This is a genomic window from Roseateles sp. DAIF2 (assembly GCF_015624425.1).
GTDB lineage: Bacteria > Pseudomonadota > Gammaproteobacteria > Burkholderiales > Burkholderiaceae_C > Kinneretia.
The window spans coordinates 91,562-106,516 of sequence record NZ_CP049919.1 but is presented as its reverse complement, the minus strand read 5'-3'; the positions used below and the strand labels follow the sequence as shown (position 1 = coordinate 106,516).

At 69.6% G+C, this 14,955-nt stretch carries 17 protein-coding genes; 7 read left to right on the top strand and 10 right to left on the bottom strand.

All coding sequences use genetic code 11. The annotated features are described in order from the left end of the window. Positions 1 to 93 precede the first annotated feature (93 nt). Positions 94 to 1,191, top strand: a complete 1,098-nt coding sequence (locus G8A07_RS00470) for a hypothetical protein (protein ID WP_195795188.1) — start codon at positions 94 to 96, stop codon at positions 1,189 to 1,191. A 9-nt stretch (positions 1,192 to 1,200) separates the two neighbouring features. Here the strand turns inward: G8A07_RS00470 and G8A07_RS00465 are convergent, their stop codons facing one another. From G8A07_RS00465 to G8A07_RS00440, 6 genes are all read right to left on the bottom strand, one after another. Continuing rightward, positions 1,201 to 1,419 carry a hypothetical protein gene (locus G8A07_RS00465; RefSeq protein WP_195795187.1) on the bottom strand — a complete coding sequence of 73 codons (219 nt, stop codon included), beginning with the start codon at positions 1,417 to 1,419 and terminating at the stop codon, positions 1,201 to 1,203. Between the two features lie 57 nt (positions 1,420 to 1,476). Further along, on the bottom strand, positions 1,477 to 1,932 hold the full coding sequence (locus G8A07_RS00460) for a putative toxin-antitoxin system toxin component, PIN family (RefSeq protein ID WP_195795186.1): 456 nt from the start codon (positions 1,930 to 1,932) through the stop codon (positions 1,477 to 1,479). After that, positions 1,929 to 2,315 (bottom strand): AbrB/MazE/SpoVT family DNA-binding domain-containing protein, encoded by a 387-nt coding sequence (locus G8A07_RS27760; RefSeq protein WP_249937178.1) that lies wholly within the window; start codon positions 2,313 to 2,315, stop codon positions 1,929 to 1,931. Before G8A07_RS27760 ends, G8A07_RS00460 begins: the two co-directional genes overlap by 4 nt. A gap of 106 nt (positions 2,316 to 2,421) precedes the next feature. Next, positions 2,422 to 2,940 carry a GNAT family N-acetyltransferase gene (locus G8A07_RS00450; protein ID WP_195795185.1) on the bottom strand — a complete coding sequence of 173 codons (519 nt, stop codon included), beginning with the start codon at positions 2,938 to 2,940 and terminating at the stop codon, positions 2,422 to 2,424. A 106-nt stretch (positions 2,941 to 3,046) separates the two neighbouring features. After that, positions 3,047 to 3,709 (bottom strand): PolC-type DNA polymerase III, encoded by a 663-nt coding sequence (locus G8A07_RS00445; protein WP_195795184.1) that lies wholly within the window; start codon positions 3,707 to 3,709, stop codon positions 3,047 to 3,049. An 8-nt stretch (positions 3,710 to 3,717) separates the two neighbouring features. After that, on the bottom strand, positions 3,718 to 4,026 hold the full coding sequence (locus G8A07_RS00440; RefSeq protein WP_195795183.1) for a nucleotide pyrophosphohydrolase: 309 nt from the start codon (positions 4,024 to 4,026) through the stop codon (positions 3,718 to 3,720). 215 nt (positions 4,027 to 4,241) lie between these two features. Between G8A07_RS00440 and G8A07_RS00435 the strand changes: the two genes are divergently transcribed. Continuing rightward, positions 4,242 to 5,387, top strand: coding sequence for an SGNH/GDSL hydrolase family protein (locus tag G8A07_RS00435; RefSeq protein WP_195795182.1), 1,146 nt, complete (start codon positions 4,242 to 4,244; stop codon positions 5,385 to 5,387). 281 nt (positions 5,388 to 5,668) lie between these two features. Here G8A07_RS00435 and G8A07_RS00430 read toward each other — a convergent pair whose 3' ends face one another. Then, positions 5,669 to 6,457 carry an NAD(P)H-dependent oxidoreductase gene (locus G8A07_RS00430; protein WP_195795181.1) on the bottom strand — a complete coding sequence of 263 codons (789 nt, stop codon included), beginning with the start codon at positions 6,455 to 6,457 and terminating at the stop codon, positions 5,669 to 5,671. Between the two features lie 94 nt (positions 6,458 to 6,551). On the opposite strand from G8A07_RS00430, the gene G8A07_RS00425 reads away from it, so the two are divergent. Beyond that, complete coding sequence (locus G8A07_RS00425; protein WP_195795180.1) at positions 6,552 to 7,454, top strand: LysR family transcriptional regulator; 903 nt, start codon at positions 6,552 to 6,554, stop codon at positions 7,452 to 7,454. Positions 7,455 to 7,467: 13 nt separating this feature from the next. Here G8A07_RS00425 and queE read toward each other — a convergent pair whose 3' ends face one another. From queE to G8A07_RS00410, 3 genes are all read right to left on the bottom strand, one after another. Beyond that, positions 7,468 to 8,100: a 7-carboxy-7-deazaguanine synthase gene (queE, locus tag G8A07_RS00420; RefSeq protein ID WP_195795119.1), complete on the bottom strand. Its 633-nt coding sequence runs from the start codon at positions 8,098 to 8,100 to the stop codon at positions 7,468 to 7,470. 10 nt (positions 8,101 to 8,110) lie between these two features. Then, positions 8,111 to 9,238 carry a 6-carboxytetrahydropterin synthase gene (locus tag G8A07_RS00415; RefSeq protein WP_195795179.1) on the bottom strand — a complete coding sequence of 376 codons (1,128 nt, stop codon included), beginning with the start codon at positions 9,236 to 9,238 and terminating at the stop codon, positions 8,111 to 8,113. Between the two features lie 325 nt (positions 9,239 to 9,563). Beyond that, positions 9,564 to 10,403 carry an alpha/beta fold hydrolase gene (locus tag G8A07_RS00410; RefSeq protein ID WP_195795178.1) on the bottom strand — a complete coding sequence of 280 codons (840 nt, stop codon included), beginning with the start codon at positions 10,401 to 10,403 and terminating at the stop codon, positions 9,564 to 9,566. Positions 10,404 to 10,574: 171 nt separating this feature from the next. Here G8A07_RS00410 and G8A07_RS00405 point away from each other — a divergent pair, with 171 nt between their 5' ends. The 4 genes from G8A07_RS00405 to G8A07_RS00390 all read left to right on the top strand — a co-directional run bounded on the left by G8A07_RS00405 (position 10,575) and on the right by G8A07_RS00390 (position 14,938). Then, positions 10,575 to 11,420 carry an endonuclease/exonuclease/phosphatase family protein gene (locus tag G8A07_RS00405; protein ID WP_195795177.1) on the top strand — a complete coding sequence of 282 codons (846 nt, stop codon included), beginning with the start codon at positions 10,575 to 10,577 and terminating at the stop codon, positions 11,418 to 11,420. A 67-nt stretch (positions 11,421 to 11,487) separates the two neighbouring features. Next, positions 11,488 to 11,916, top strand: coding sequence for a BlaI/MecI/CopY family transcriptional regulator (locus G8A07_RS00400; protein ID WP_195795176.1), 429 nt, complete (start codon positions 11,488 to 11,490; stop codon positions 11,914 to 11,916). Then, positions 11,913 to 13,781 carry a M56 family metallopeptidase gene (locus G8A07_RS00395; protein WP_195795175.1) on the top strand — a complete coding sequence of 623 codons (1,869 nt, stop codon included), beginning with the start codon at positions 11,913 to 11,915 and terminating at the stop codon, positions 13,779 to 13,781. The genes G8A07_RS00400 and G8A07_RS00395 overlap by 4 nt, the downstream gene beginning before the upstream one ends. 2 nt (positions 13,782 to 13,783) lie before the next feature. Beyond that, positions 13,784 to 14,938 carry an FAD-dependent oxidoreductase gene (locus tag G8A07_RS00390; RefSeq protein WP_213086212.1) on the top strand — a complete coding sequence of 385 codons (1,155 nt, stop codon included), beginning with the start codon at positions 13,784 to 13,786 and terminating at the stop codon, positions 14,936 to 14,938. The last annotated feature ends 17 nt before the right edge of the window (positions 14,939 to 14,955 follow it).

Below are 14,955 nucleotides of genomic sequence, written 5' to 3'. Positions count from 1 at the left end.
CAGTAGGCTGCGGCGCCCGCTGCGCCGCCCCTTGGTAGCTCATCCAATGAGCTACCAGGCGGCCACACTGTGCCACATCAACAGGAGCAACTCATGGCACAGATCGCAGCAGCAGTCCCCGCAGTTCGCACCACCGCCCAGCTGGAGCTGGCGGGCCTCGCCGCCCCCATCCCGGACGCGGCCGCCCGGCCCGCCGTCGGCCAGGGGAGCAGCAGCAACGATCTGGGCTTCGAGCTGGGTTTCGACCATGCGCGCCACGGCGTGACGCCGCCGGTGGCCCATCTGTCGCACCAGTCGCCACTGCTGCAGGGCTGGCAGGCCGGCATGGCCACCTTCGGTCGCCGCGCTCACAAGCCGAACCGCCATACCCGGCTCTGGCTGCAGTTGCGCGTGCATGCCTGGCAGCGCGGCCGCAGCTTCGAGGACGTGCAGCTGACGCCCAACTACCTGCAGCAGATCGCCGCCGACTTCTGCCCCATCCTGCGCAGCCCGCTGAGCGAGCAGCAGGGCTCGGTGGACCGGGTGCGCGACGACGCCGGCTATGCCGCCGGCAACCTGGCGATGATGAGCCCCGGCGCCAATGCCGCCAAGGCACGCCATGGCTGGGCCAGCGCCAGCGAGCTGGCCCGCAGCGTGGCGCAAGGCCCGATCCGCAGCATCGCCGGGCTGGGCCCGCAGGAATGGCGGCGGGTCGCGGTGCTGTGCAGCTTCGTCACCGAACTGCCACATGAGGAGGCGGCCGTGATCCCGCTGCATGTGCTGCCGCCGAACCGGCTGCGCCTGTTCAACCCGATCCAGGCCCTGCAGGCCCTGGTGACGCGCCAGCTCGCCACGCCGGGCTGGAGCGCCCGCCTGGCGCGGCTGGAGGCCCTGCTGCCGAACGAGGCGCTGCGTGCCGACTTCAACCGCTTCGTGCTGGCGCTGGCGCCGCGCGTGCTGCATGTCGGCAAGGGCGCGCTGACCGAGACGCATGAGATCCGCTGGGCGCTGGAGGATGCCTGGGCCCAGCCGCTGGTGCAAAAGCGCTGGGCCAAGTTCGCGCTGCAGCTCAATGCGGCCCAGGCCGAGGCCCTGGTGCAGCGCGCCGCCGCGAAGCGCCTGTGCCCGGTGCATGTGCAGCGTCATCCCGAGCCGCGCGCCACCGAGGGCTGGGCGCTGGAGCGCGGCGGCTACCGCGCGCCGGCGCATTGAGCCGCTCGATCAGCCCGGCAGCCCCGGGCTGAGCCGCTCCATGCCGCCCGCCTGGTCCTGCAGCGCGACGTGGTAGCCGCGTTCGCCGAACCATTGCGCCCATTGCTGGGCCAGCTTCTTGTTCGGCAGCCAAGGGCCGGTCCGATCCATATGAATGCGGTAGCCGCGGCGTTCGTAGAACACCACACGCCACATGCCGGAAGAGATGGATCGGTCGAAGTTGCTCATGGTCGTCGGGAGCGCGCAATCTAGCAGAGCCCGACGTTTCTTATCGGCAGGGTTTACTCAGAGCTGCGTCAAGAAATCCTCGCTTGCCACGAGTTCCACGGGGGAGGCCTTGCGGCCGCGCGACCAGCGCACTTTTTTCAGCGCCGCGCTGTCGCTGACCAGCCGGCAGGGCTGGCCGGAGGCCCGGGCCAGGTCCAGCGCCAGAAGGTCGAATGGGGACAAGACCTGACCCTCGACGGGCACTTGGGCCGGCGCGGCCTGCTGGATCTCGGCATAGGGCAGGTAGTCGGCCAGCAGCTCGCGCTGCTGCTCCGGCGTCAGGCGCAGCGCCGGGCTGCCCAGCGCCAGCACCAGCGCCCGCGCGCTGTCCGCATCGACCAGCGCGCGGCAACGGCCCTGCTGCCAGGCCTGGCGCAGGCGCCGCGCCGAGGCATCGCCGCTCAACAGGGTGCGCAGCAGCAGCGGGGTGTCGAACACCACCGCCGGCACGGTCGCGGCCTTGTTGGTCCTCACTTCGCCACCACGCCGCTACGCTTGCGGGCCGCGGTCTTGGGTGCCGTCGCGGTCTTCACGGTCGCGGTCTTCCGGGCCACCTTGCGAGCCGGCGCCACCTCGGGCGCGGCCGCCGGTTTTGCCTTCCTGCTACCGCTGGCCTTCTTCTTCGCCGGCACCGCCAGGGCCTTGGCGGCCCAGTCCAGCGCCTTCTCGATCGCCGCCTCGCCGAGGTCCAGCTCCGCCAGCTTGGCGCGCAGCGCATCGCCGCGCTGAATGCGCACCGGCGTCAGGATGATCTGGCCGGCCCGGGCCTGCACCTCGAAGTACTGCACCGGCCCGATGGCCTCGGTCACGCTCTTGGGCAGCGTCAGTTGGTTCTTGGAGGTCAGCTTGGCCAGCACGGGACGCGGGGAGAAAAAAGATGGGATCGGGCCAGGCAAGACCTGGCCCCGGAGAAAAAAACAATGCGCCCCGCAAGGGCGCATCGCGCTGCAAAAGCGAAACCGTTTAGACCAGCGAACGCTGCAGGCGCAGTTCCTCGAGGCGGGTGCCGCTGACCTCGGTGGTCTTGGTGCTGCCCATGTCGCGCTTGAAGCCGGCCAGCTCGAAGAAGCGCAGCGCGCGTTCGTTGCGCAGATAGGTCCACAGCGTGACCTTGGTGCAGCCTTCTTCCTGCAGGCCGTCGCGCGCGGCGTCCCACAGGGCCAGGCCGACGCCCTTGTCCCAATGCACCGGGTTGGCGTACAGCGCCCAGATCTCGCCGGTGGTGGAGGGCGTGCCCTTGTCGCGCGAACGGTCGAAACCGACAAAGCCCATCAGCTCGTTGTCGATATGGGCCACCATCACCTGCGGTTCGCACAGGTCGATGGCTTCGCGCCAGAAGGCCTGGCGTTTTTGCACCGACAGCGCGTCCAAGGTGGCATCGGGCAGCAAACCCTTGTAGGCGTCCTGCCATGCCGCGACATGGACTTCGGCGATGGCCTTGGCATCACGCAGGGTGGCCGGGCGGACCTGGATACTCGACATACGGATCTAACTCTGACTGAGAACTCGAAAAACGGGCAAGGGCGGAATTTTGCGCGCCAAAACCCGCGCACCGGCCGCTTGACAGCGCTATTTTTTGGGTTCTCGATCAGACGGCTTGCAGGCCCAGCGATGCCAGCCGCGGCCGCGCGTAATCACTCACACATCGTTTCAAAGCCGCTTTGCCGGCCCGCTGCAACAGGGCCAGCAGGGCATGGTCGACCGGCAGCGCGCCGAGCTCCCGCGCATAGCGAGCCTCCAGATCCGCCTGCATGCGCAGCAGCAGCTGCGCGGTGGTCAGCGCATCGGCCAGCGCGCGGTGGGCACGGCCGTTGTCGGGCAGATTGTGGTGGCGGGCCAGGGTGCCGAGCTTGCAGTCCGGCGCGTCCGGATACAGGCGCCGCGCCAGCAGCACGGTGCAGGCGAACTCATGCGCCGGATCGGGCGCGCAGCCGGCGCGCTCCAGCTCATGCATCCAGAAGCCGCGGTCGAAGCTGGCGTTGTGCGCCACCAGCGGGCAGCCGCGGGTGAACTCGGCCACCTCACGCATCACCCGCTCGGCCGGCGGCGCCTCGGCCAGCATCGCATTGCTGATGCCGGTCAGGCGTTCAATGAAGGGCGGCACCCAGGCGCCGCTGTGCATCAGGCTCTGGTAGCGGTCGACGATGGCCCCATCACGCACCAGCACGGCCGCGATCTCGGTGGCGCGGCCGCCCGCGGTGGGGCCGAGGCCGGTGGTTTCGAAGTCGATGACGGCAATGGTCTGTTGCATCACCGCCCTCAGGGTGCCGGGTACTTCAGCGCGTTCTTCGCGAACTTGCGCTCCACCGCCCGCTCGACATCAATGCCGCTCTGATCGGCGATCTGCAGCAGGTAGAGCATCACGTCGGCGATCTCCTCGCCCAGGTGTTCGCGCTGCGCCGGCTCCAGCTCGCGCGACTGCTCGGGCGTCAGCCACTGGAAGATCTCCACCAGCTCCGCCGCCTCCACCACCATGGCCATCGCCAGGTTCTTGGGCGTCTGGTAGGGCTGCCATTGGCGCGCCGCGGAGAAGGCACGCAGGCGCTGCTGCAGGTTCACGATATCCATGGCGGGAAGTGTGGCATGGCCCGCGCTGTCGCCAAGGCGACAAGCACTCGCGATCTAGACGCGGCGCTCGAAACCGCGGTCTGCCAAGAGCAACAGCCCGGGGTTTGCACCCAGCATCGCGCGCGTGAGCGCTGGCTAGAGTCGGCTGTCAGGCTCCGCCTTCCATCCTTCCTCTCTCACCCCGCTGCACGGGGCATTCCACAGGAGACAAAACAATGAAGATCCCAAGACTCAAGACCGGCCTGCTGACCCTGGCCATCGCAATGCTGGCCGGCTGCGGCGGTGGTGGCGACGGCGTGCCCCAGGAGGAGGGCGTCACCGCGCTGAAGGTGTTCGGCGACAGCCTGGCCGATGTCGGCACCTTCGGCGGCGTGCGCGCCACCGTCCAGGGCAACGGCCAGCTGATGTACCCCGAGCATGTCGCCGCCGCCTATGGCCTGAGCACGCATTGCAACTTCTTCCTGCTGGCCGGTGCCAGCATCGGCGTGAATCCCAAGGCCGGCTGCACCAACTACGCGATCGGCGGCGGCGTGATCAACCATGCCAACCCGAACGACCCGCGCAGCATCCAGCTGCAGCTGGCCACGCCCAATGGCTTCAAGGCCGGCGACCTGCTGCTGGTCGACGGCGGCGGCAACGACGCGGCCGCGCTGGTCAGCGCCTATCTGGCCGTGCCCAAGGACAAGGGCGCCTCCTATGCCGCCCTGCTTGCCACCCTGCTGCCGAAGGCCCAGGTGGATACCGCGATGGCCGGCGGCTCCGCCACGATCGCCGGCATCGGCATGCCCTATATGCAGGCCCTGGCCGTCAAGTTCCGCACCGGCATCCAGCTGCATGCGCTGGACAAGGGCGCGACCCGCATCGCGCTGCTGAACATGCCCGGCATCACCAACACGCCGCGCTTCCAGACGGTGCTGGACGGCATAGCCGCGGCCAACGGCGGCGGCACCGCCGGCGCGACCGCGCGCGCGCAGGCCGAGGGTCTGTTCAAGGGCTGGATGGAAGCCTTCAACGCCGAGCTGGCCAAGCAGTTCTCCGGCGACGCCCGCGTGCTGGTGATCGACTTCTACACCGCCTTCAACCAACAGGTCGCCTCGCCGGCCCAGTACGGCCTGAGCAACGTCAAGACTCCGGCCTGCCCGATCACCGGCGTGGGCAGCGACGGCCTGCCGACCTACAGCTTCCCCACCTGCACCGCCACCGCGCTGTCGGCCAACCCGCCGGCCGGTGTCAGCGGCGGCGCCGACTGGTGGAAGACCTATGCCTTCTCCGACGGCTTCCACCCGACGCCCTACGGCCATCAGCTGACCGCGCAGCTGATCACCAAGGCGCTGAGCGACAAGGGCTGGCTGAAGAAGTAAGCGAGCAAGTCTTCGTTCCTTCCCCGGGGAGCCCATGCGGCTCCCTTTTTCTTGGCCTTTTGTTATTCCTTGTTTTCAATTTATCTCTTTAGTCGTATTGGTAGAGGGCGGTCTTTGCTGTGGGCAACTGCCAAAACACCAGTCGCGACAAGGAGATGGCGCCGGTCAAAGTCTGTGCGCCGGACCCGGGACAGCCCGATACGGCCAATGGAACAACTCGGCGCCGCCCGATGGCGCTGTGGACAAGCACCGACTTGTTCAAGTGCCATCCACAGACTTGTTCACAGGCCCGTGTCCACATGCACCATCAGGCCCTCGCGGCCGGGTGCCAGCGCGTCGGCGAGCCGGTGTCGGTCCGGATAGTCGCCGCCGTTCTGGCGCCTAAACGGGATCGGCGCCTCGTCGAACAGCCCGACCAGGCGCTGCCGCCAGGCCGCCAGCTCCGCCTTGACGGCCTCGGCCCCGATCCGCCCGGTGCCGTAGACCGCATGCGTCGGCAGCACGTCCATGCCGGGGTAGAACAGGCAGCCATGGGTCAGCGGGAACAGCAGCTGGTCCAGCGGCCCGTTGATGCCGCGCGGCCCATAGTCCGCGGCCGGCCCGCCCACCATCACCGACAGCAGCGCCCGCTTGCCCTTCAGCAGCCCGTCGCCGTAGCGCAGCCGGTTGCCCTGGCCCTCGAAGCCGTAGGCGAACCCATAGGCATAGACCCGGTCGATCCAGCCCTTCAGGATCGCCGGCGGGCCGAACCACCAGAGCGGGAACAGCAGGATCACCGCGTCCGCCGCCAGCAGCTTGCGCTGCTCGGCCTCGACATCAGCGGTCTGCGTCCCCGCCGCGAAGGCGTGGCCCGACTCGGCGATGAAGGACAGGCGCCCGGCATCGGCCCGGTCCGGGAAATCCTGCGCATCGAACACCGCCTTCCAGCCCATGCCGTACAGATCCGAGCTCAGCACCCGGTGCCCCTGGGCCTCCAGGGTCTGGCGCGCCGCGGCGGCGAATTGCGCGGTCAGCGAGTCGGGCTCCGGCTGCGCATGGACGATCAGGATTTTCTTTGTTGAAACCGACATCGAAGACTCCCATGAGCTTGTTGCGTTGGAAGCCAGTCTGGCCGTCGGCTAACTATTTGTGAAACTCAAAGATCTCTTGGTTACTATCCATTGAATGGATATCAAGAGGCTGGACCTGAACCTGCTGCTGAGCCTGGAAGCGCTGCTGCAGGAGCGCAATGTGACGCGCGCCGCCGCGCGCCTGCACTTGAGCCAGCCGGCGCTGAGCGCCCAGCTGAACCGGCTGCGCGACCTGCTCGGTGATCCGCTGCTGATCCCGGCGCATCGCGGCATGACGCCGACGGCCAAGGCGCTGCAGCTGCTCGAGCCCTTGCGCCAGTCGCTGGACCAGCTGCGCGGCTTGCTGGCCAGCCACCGCGACTTCGATCCGGCCCATGCCCGTCTGGACTGCCGCATCGCCTGCACCGACTACCTGCAGGCGGTCGCGGTGCTGCCGCTGATCCGCCAGCTGAGCGAGCGAGCGCCGGGCATCCGCATCGCGCTGCGCCATCTCGATCCGCAGGCCCTGGGCGGCCAGCTGGAGCGCGGCGAGCTGGACCTGGCGCTGATGACGCCGCCCACGCCCCTGCCCGCTCGGCAATATGCCGCGCCGCTGTTCAATGAACGCTACCTGCTGATCGGCCGCCGGAACCACCCGCGGCTGCGCCCGGGCCTGAGCCTGGCCGACTATCTGGCGCTGGAGCATGTGGTGGTGTCTCTGGGGCGGGACGACTTCGTCACCGCGGTCGACCGGCAGCTGGCCGCCGGCGGGCTGGCGCGCCGGGTTGCGGTTTCGGCGGCGTCCTTCCTGCTGGTGCCGGAGATCGTGGCGGCCACCGACGGCGTGGCCCTGGTGCCGGAACGCCTGGTGCGGGACCGCGCCGAGCAGCTACAGCTGCTGGAGCCGCCGCTGCCGGTGCCGGGTTTCGCGGTCGGCATGCTGTGGCACGAACATGCCCATGGCCATCCCGGCCAGGCCTGGATCCGCGGTGCCCTGGCCGGCCTGTTCGGTGGCTGAGTCGCCGCGTTCTTTAGTCGATGCCGACGACCTTGTGCATCTGCACCGACAGCTTCCACTGCGGATGCGCCAGGCAGTAGTCGATCGCCTCGCGGGTGTGCTGCTTTTGCAGCAGCGGCGTGTCCATCGGCTGCAGGTAGAAATGGGTGAAGTCCAGCCCGGCGAAGCGCTCCGGCCGCGCCAGCGGCTGCGGCCAGACCAGCTTTAGCTCGTCGCCGCGGGTCAGCACGATCTCGGCATCGGCCTTGGGGCTGACGCAGATCCAGTCCAGCCCCGCCGGCGCCGGCTGGGTGCCGTTGGTCTCGACCGCGATCTCGAAGCCCTGGGCATGCAGGGCCTCGATCAGCGGGGCGTCCAGCTGCAGCAGGGGCTCGCCGCCGGTGCAGACCACATAGGGCTTGCCGCCCCCGGGCCATTTGGCCGCGACCGCCGCCGCCAGCTGGGCCGCGGTCGCGAACTTGCCGCCGCCCTGGCCATTGGTGCCGACGAAGTCGGTGTCGCAGAAGTTGCAGACCGCGCCGGCCCGGTCCTGCTCACGCCCGCTCCACAGATTGCAGCCGGCAAAGCGGCAGAACACCGCCGGCCGCCCGGCCTGCGCGCCCTCGCCCTGCAGGGTGTAGAACATTTCCTTGACCGCATAAGTCATCGCCAGGTCCTCACACCGGGATCAGTTCGTCCGCCGCCGCGACGCTGACGATCGCGCCCGAGCCGCGGGTCTCGTACAGGTCCACCCGGTCGATCTGCGGCAGCGCCGCCCGACCCTTGGCCAGCACCCAGGCCGCCAGGCTGGCGGTGTCGCCGTCCGGCAGGTCGGCGATCTCGTACAGCGGCCGGTGGTCGATCGCTTTGAAGATCGGATCGAACAGGGTTTTGACATCGCCGAAGTCCACGGTCCAGCCGTAGACCGCGTCCAGCGGCGCGTTCAGATGCAGGCGCAGGGTGTAGGTATGGCCATGGATGCCGCGCAGGGGGCTGTCCGCCGGCGCGCGCTTGAGCCGGATCGCCGAATCCAGGGTCAGTTCCTTCCAGATCCGGTAGCGCTCGCCGTCGAAATTGGCGCCGCAGGAGCCGGTCTCGTAGACCGTGACCCAGCTCAGCTCCGGCAGCAGGGGCTTGAGGCGCTGCCACAGCCAGGCCGAGATGACCTCGCTGGTCGGGTTCTCCAGACCCTCGATGCCGTTCAGGCATTGGTAGTTCAGCTGCATGTGGAACGGGGCCCAGACCTCGTCCAGATGGTCGTAGTCGACGCTCAGGTCGCGTTCACCCAGGTCCTGGTTGGCATGCAGGATCACCTCGAAGCCATGGCCATGCATGCGGCCGCATTTATGGCCGACCGGCACATGGGGCAGCTGGTGCGCGGCCTGGAAGCGGTAGCGCCTCCAGACATGGGCCTGGCCCGACACGTCCAGGTCCACGCCCGAATGCTGGGTGCTCTGGATGCCGACCTGGCGGATGCCCGGCACGCCGAACTCCGTCTCCAGGCGCCGACGTATCCAGCGTGCCAGGTTCTCGTCCGTCGGCTGTTGCAGCACATCGTTCAGCAGGCCATGGTCCAGCGGCGCGAGGCAGGCCTCGAGCCGGCGGCGCAGTTCCTCCACCTCGGCGCCGGGAAAGGGCGCCCAGCCGGGCGGCAGCTCGGCGCGCACGGTGGCGAAATAGCTGTGGCCATGCAGGCCATGGCTGCGATGGCCCGCCGGCAGCGCGGGAATGCGGCAGGCGGACTCGAAACCGCCGGAGGCGGTGTGCAGGAGAACGAGGGGGGTGGAGGCGGACGACTGGCTCATGACAACTACCGGGAGGGCCGGCAGTGTGACATGAGTCGGCCTTTGTGCGTTCAGCGCGCGGGGCTAGCCCGCCCGTGCCACTCGGTTTTGCAGCCCGACCTGCTTTTCCCGCCCGCTCTTGTATTCACTGTATTTCTTATTCTTTAGATTAGTAGTCTTAGTAGAGGGCGCCCTTGCCTGTGGACAAGCGCATTTTTCCCTTGCCCGACAAGTGTTTGGCCTGGGATCAAGCATGTGGGCCCCTTGGGGTCGAGATCACCCCTCGACAGACAACAACTTGGCGGGTCGCGCTAGCCCTGTGGATAAGCCCCCGCTTGTTAAAAACTTATACACAGGCTTGTGCATAAGCCCGTTGCTGCGCCGGCCGCGGGGTGGCGCTCAGCCAGGCGGCGACCTCGTCCGGATGGCTGATCGGGCCCAGATGGCCGGCCATCGGCAGCCAGTCCAGCCGCGCCTGCGGCAGCGCCAGGGCCAGCAGCTCGCTGATGCGGCGTGCCGGCGCGCGGGTGCGGCCGCCGCAGAGCAGGCGCAGCGGCGGCAGCCTGGCCAGCTCGCGCGTGCCCCAGCTGGCGGCGAACAGGGCCTGGAAATGGCGGGCGATCGTCGGCATGCGCCGCGCCAGCGATTGCTGCTGCAGGCAGTTCAGCGCCGCCCAGGCCGGGCCGTCGGCCCAGTAGTCGCAGAACAGCGCGGCCGCGCCCTCGGGCTGGTGGCGGGCCAGCCGGGCGTCGATGCGGCCGGCCAGGTCGGCGATCTCGTGCCAGGCCTCGCCCCAGGGCTCCTGGTGTTTCAGCAGGCCGAACAGCACCGGCTCGTACAAGGTCAGCGAGCGCACCCGCTCCGGCCGCTGCCGGGCCATCTGCAGTGCCAGCGCGGCGCCATAGGAATGGCCGACCAGGTCCAGCGGCACCGGCGTCGGGCCCAGCGACATCCAGACCACCTCGGCCTCCAGCGCCAGGTCCGGCCGGGTGTCCGGCGCCCAGTCGCTGCTGCGGCCATGGCCCGGCAGGTCGACGCAGACCAGGCGGTGCCGGCCTTGCAAGCGCTCGGCCAGCGCCCGCCATTGGCCGCCGCTGGCCCCGCTGGAATGCAGGCAGACCAGCGGGGCCGGGCCCAGACCGAATTCCTGGCTGTGCAGCAGGCGATGGGGGTGATCGTGGTTCATGGCGGCGGCGCTGTCGGGGTGGAGGAGCCGCCACTGTCGGCCGCCGCCGTTTCAGGCCGGCTGCAGCCCCGTCGCACCCCTGTTTTGTTTGTTGCGTCGTCCATCGCCTAGGGCTTGCCGGCCCCGGCGCCGCGAGGCATGGTGGCGGCGCGGCCGATGGAGGATCCGATCATGGCGACTGGCAGGAAGCTGTTCTCGGTGGCGTCGTGGAACGTCGAGCATTTCAAGGACGATCCCGGGCGGGTCGGCCGGGTGGTCGAGTTCATGGTCCGGCAGAAGCCCGATGTGTTCGGCCTCTACGAGGTGGAGGGCGCCGCCGTGTTCGGCGAGCTGGTCAAGCGCATGCCCGGCTACACCTTCCAGATCACCGAGGGCCTGCAGACCCAGGAGATCCTGATCGGCGTGAGAAAGGGCCTGACCGCCTTCATCACCCAGCGCACCGAGTTCCGCTCCGGCACCACCCATATGCGCCCGGGCCAGCTGGTCAGCGTGCATGTCGGCGGCCACAACTACTGCCTGCTGTTCCTGCATCTGGCCAGCGGCGTCGAGCCGCGCGGCATGGGTCTGCGCGACGACATGCTGGGCCGCGCGCTGGAGTTCCGCCGCGACCTGGACAAGGCGGCCGGCGGGCCCGGCCAGGCGCGCTACCTGTTCCTGGGCGACCTCAACACCATGGGCCTGGACTACCCCTTCGGCCGCGCGATCGATCCGGCCATCGAGCTGCAGAAATGGGATAAGGAGGCGGCGCGCACCAAATACGCCGGCATGCGCCGCCTGGTCAAGACGCATGACGCCAGCTGGAGCAATGGCTCGGCCTCGCGCATCCCGGACTCCAACCTCGACCATGTGTTCGCCAGCAGCAATCTGAAGTTCCGCGGCTTCAGGCGGCCCGTCGATGGACTGAGCGCCGAGGTGGCGCTGCGCGGCTGGCCCGAGGCCGCCACCCTGGCCGGCCGCGACGCCTGGATCCGTGACTACTCGGACCATGCGCTGATGTACTTCGAGCTGCTGGCCTGATCGATCCTGGCGCCTATTCAGAATGAAAGTTCTAGACATTGAGTTCTAGAACAGATATTCTGAATCCATGGCGAAAACCTCCTCTTCTTCTTCCTCCCAGCCGCGGCCGACCGCGGCCGAGCTCGATCTGCTGCGCGTGCTGTGGCGCCTGGGCGCGCCGGCCGATGCGAAGCAGGTGCACGAGGCCCTGCTGACCGAGCGGCCCGAGGCCAGCTATGCGACGGTGCTGCGCCAGCTGCAGGTGATGCATGGCAAGGGCCTGCTGAGCCGTGACGAGAGCCAGCGCCCGCAGCGCTACGCGCCGACCCAGGCGCAGGACAAGCTGCAGACCCATCTGCTGAAGGAGCTGATCGCCAAGGCCTTCGCCGGTTCCGGCAAGGCCCTGGTGATGGCGGCGCTGAAGGGCCATGTCAACGCCCGCGAGCGCGACGAGATCCAGCGGCTGCTGGATCAGCAGAAGCAGAAAGCGGACGGCAAGGACGGGAGCGCCCGATGAGCGGCGCGGCCGAGCTGTTCGTGCCCGCGCTGGGCTGGGCGCTGCTGCATTTCGTCTGGCAGGGCCTGGCGATCGGCGCCGTCGCGGCCCTGCTGCTGCGGCTCCTGCGCCGGGCCGGGCCGCAGCGGCGCTATGCGGTCTGCGCGCTGGCCCTGCTGGCCTGCCTGGCTCTGCCGCTGGCCCATCTGGGCTGGCTGCTGTCGGGCGACGAGGGGCGCGTGATGAACCCGCTGCCGCCGGCCTGGCTGCTGGCGCTGGGCGCGCAGCTGCCGGCCCTGGTGACGGCCTGGAGCCTGGGCGTCGGCCTGATGAGCCTGCGCCTGGGGCTGGGCCTGGCCTGGGTGGCGCGCCGGCGCCGCGAGGCCGAGCCGGCCCCGGCCCATTGGCAGGCACGGCTGGATGCGCTGGCGCGGCGCCTGGGCCTGACCCGGCCGGTGCCGCTGAAGCTGCTGGCGCAGGGCCTGGACGCACCGGTCACCGTGGGCTGGTGGCGACCGCTGGTGCTGCTGCCCGCGGCCCTGCTGAGCCGCCTGCCGGTGCCGCTGCTGGAGGCCCTGCTGGCGCATGAGCTGGCCCATGTACGGCGCTGGGATTACCTGGCCAATCTGCTGCAGAGCCTGGTCGAGGCCCTGCTGTTCTTCCACCCGGTGGTGTGGTGGCTGTCCGGCCGGCTGCGCGACGAGCGCGAGCAGGTGGCCGACGAGATCGCGGCGCACGCGTTGGACGATCCGCGCCGCCTGGCGCTGGCCCTGCAGGCGCTGGCCGAGCCGGACGATGCGCCGCCACAACCCGAACTGGCCATGTCCGCCCGCGGCGGACGGCTGCTGCCCCGAATCGAACAACTGATGCTGATGATGAAGATCCCGACCACCCCGCAGGCCTCCTCCCGCACCCCGGCCTGGAAACTCGCCCTGCCCGCGCTGCTGCTGGCCGGTGCCAGCCTGCTGGTGCAGGCGGCGCGCCAGCAGCCGACGACAACGACCGAACCGGCGCTGGCGACCGCCCCACTGGGGGCAGCTGCTACCTCGCCGCGCGAGCATGCCGGCCAGGTCACGCCCGCGGCTCCCGCAACGGCACCGAGCGCGTCGCTGGGCGCCCTGATGCAGCTGCCGGTCAATGCCCGCCACATGCTGGTGCTGGACGAGGGCTCGGGCCGGGTGCTGATGAGCAAGGATGCCGACGCGGTGGTGCCGATCGCCTCGCTGACCAAGCTGGTGACCGCGATGGTGGTGCTGGACGCCAAGCAGCCGGCCGGCGAGATGCTGCAGATCGACGCCGATGATGTGGATCGCCTGAAGCACAGCGCCTCGCGCCTGAAGGTCGGCGCGAAGCTCAGTCGTCAGGCCGCGCTGGAGCTGGCCCTGGTGTCCTCGGACAACCGGGCGGCCTCGGCGCTGGCGCGCTTCTATCCCGGTGCTACGGCCGGCTTCGAGCGGGCGGTGGCGGCCAAGCTGCGCGGCCTGGGCCTGATGCAGACCGTGATCGTCGAGCCGACCGGCCTGTCGCCGTCCAATGTCTCCACCGCCAGCGAGATGGCGCGCATCGCCGCCGCCGCGGCGCGCTACCCGGAGATCGCGCGCATCACCAGCGAGAGCAAGACCCGTGTCGCGGTCGACGGCCGGCCGCGCGAGCTGCGCAACACCAACCGCCTGGTCGGCGGCAAGGGCTGGGACATCCGCCTGTCCAAGACCGGCTATACCGAGGAAGCCGGCCGTTGCCTGGCGATGCGGGTGCGCCTGGGCGGCAAGGAACTTCGCAACGTGCTGGTCGTGCTGCTGGACGCCGACGGCTCGGCCCAGCGCCTGGCCGACGCGCGGCGCATCCGCCAGTCGATCAACAAGATGGCAGCAGCGACCAAGGCATGACGATGGGCAACAAGCCACACCCGAGCCGCCGCGCGCTGCTGGGCGCGGCCCTGCTGGCCGGCCCCGCGGCGGCGCTGGATTTCGCGGCGGCGCCCGCCCCGGCGCGCATGCGCGCCAGCGCCGACCGGGTGATCGACATCGCGGTCTGCACCCGGCCGTTCCGGCCACAGGGGCCGCGCCTGGAGGCCGAGCGCCTGCATGGCAAGCATCTGGTGCACCACTACGGTCATGGCGGCGCCGGTTGGTCGCTGTCCTGGGGCTCGGCGCGGGCGGTACTTCCCTTGATACAGGCCGGTGTGGCCGGCGGCAGGCAGCAGCAACAACGCATCGCGGTGATCGGCGGCGGCGCGATCGGCCTGACGTCCGCGCGCGTGGCCCAGCGCGCCGGCTTGCGGGTGCGCATCTACTGCAAGGATCTGCCGCCCGACGTGCCCTCCTCGGCCGCCACCGGCATGTGGTCGCCGGACTCGCGCTTCTGCACCGAGCAGGAGGCCACGCCGGCGCTGTGCAGCCAGTGGGAGCAGATGGCGCGCAGCTCGTTCAGGACCTGGCAGAGCCTGCTGGGCCTGCCGGGCGATCCGGTGCAATGGCGCGACGGCTATCTGCTGTCCGACCTGCCCTTCGACCAGGACGCTGGCGGCTACCCGGTGGGCGAGCCGGACTATCCGGACCTGATGGCCCGGCTGCCCGACATCCGGCCGCGCTCGGTGCTGCTGCGGCCGGACGAACATCCATTTCGCCAGCCGCATGTGCGGCGCTTCACGCAGATGATGTTCAACCTGAGCGTCTACCAGCGCCTGCTGCTGGAGGACTTCTTGCGCGAGGGCGGCGAGATCGTGCGGCGCGAGTTCGAGAGTCCGCGCCAGATCGCCGGCCTGCCCGAGCCCGTGGTCGTCAACTGCACCGGCTACGGCGCCCGCGCGCTGTTCGGCGACCAGAGCCTGGTGCCGGTCAAGGGCCAGACCGCGCGCCTGGTGCCCCAGCCCGAGATCGACTACGCGCTGATCTACCGCGGCCATGGCCTGGTGGTGCTGCCGCGCCGCGACGGCCTGCTGGTCGCGACGCATGGCGAGGGAGATTACGGCAATGCGGACCGGACGCCGGATCGGGGGCAGACGCTGGCGGCGGTGGAGAGGGTGGCGGGGGTTTATCGGTGAGGGATCGGGCGAAGCCG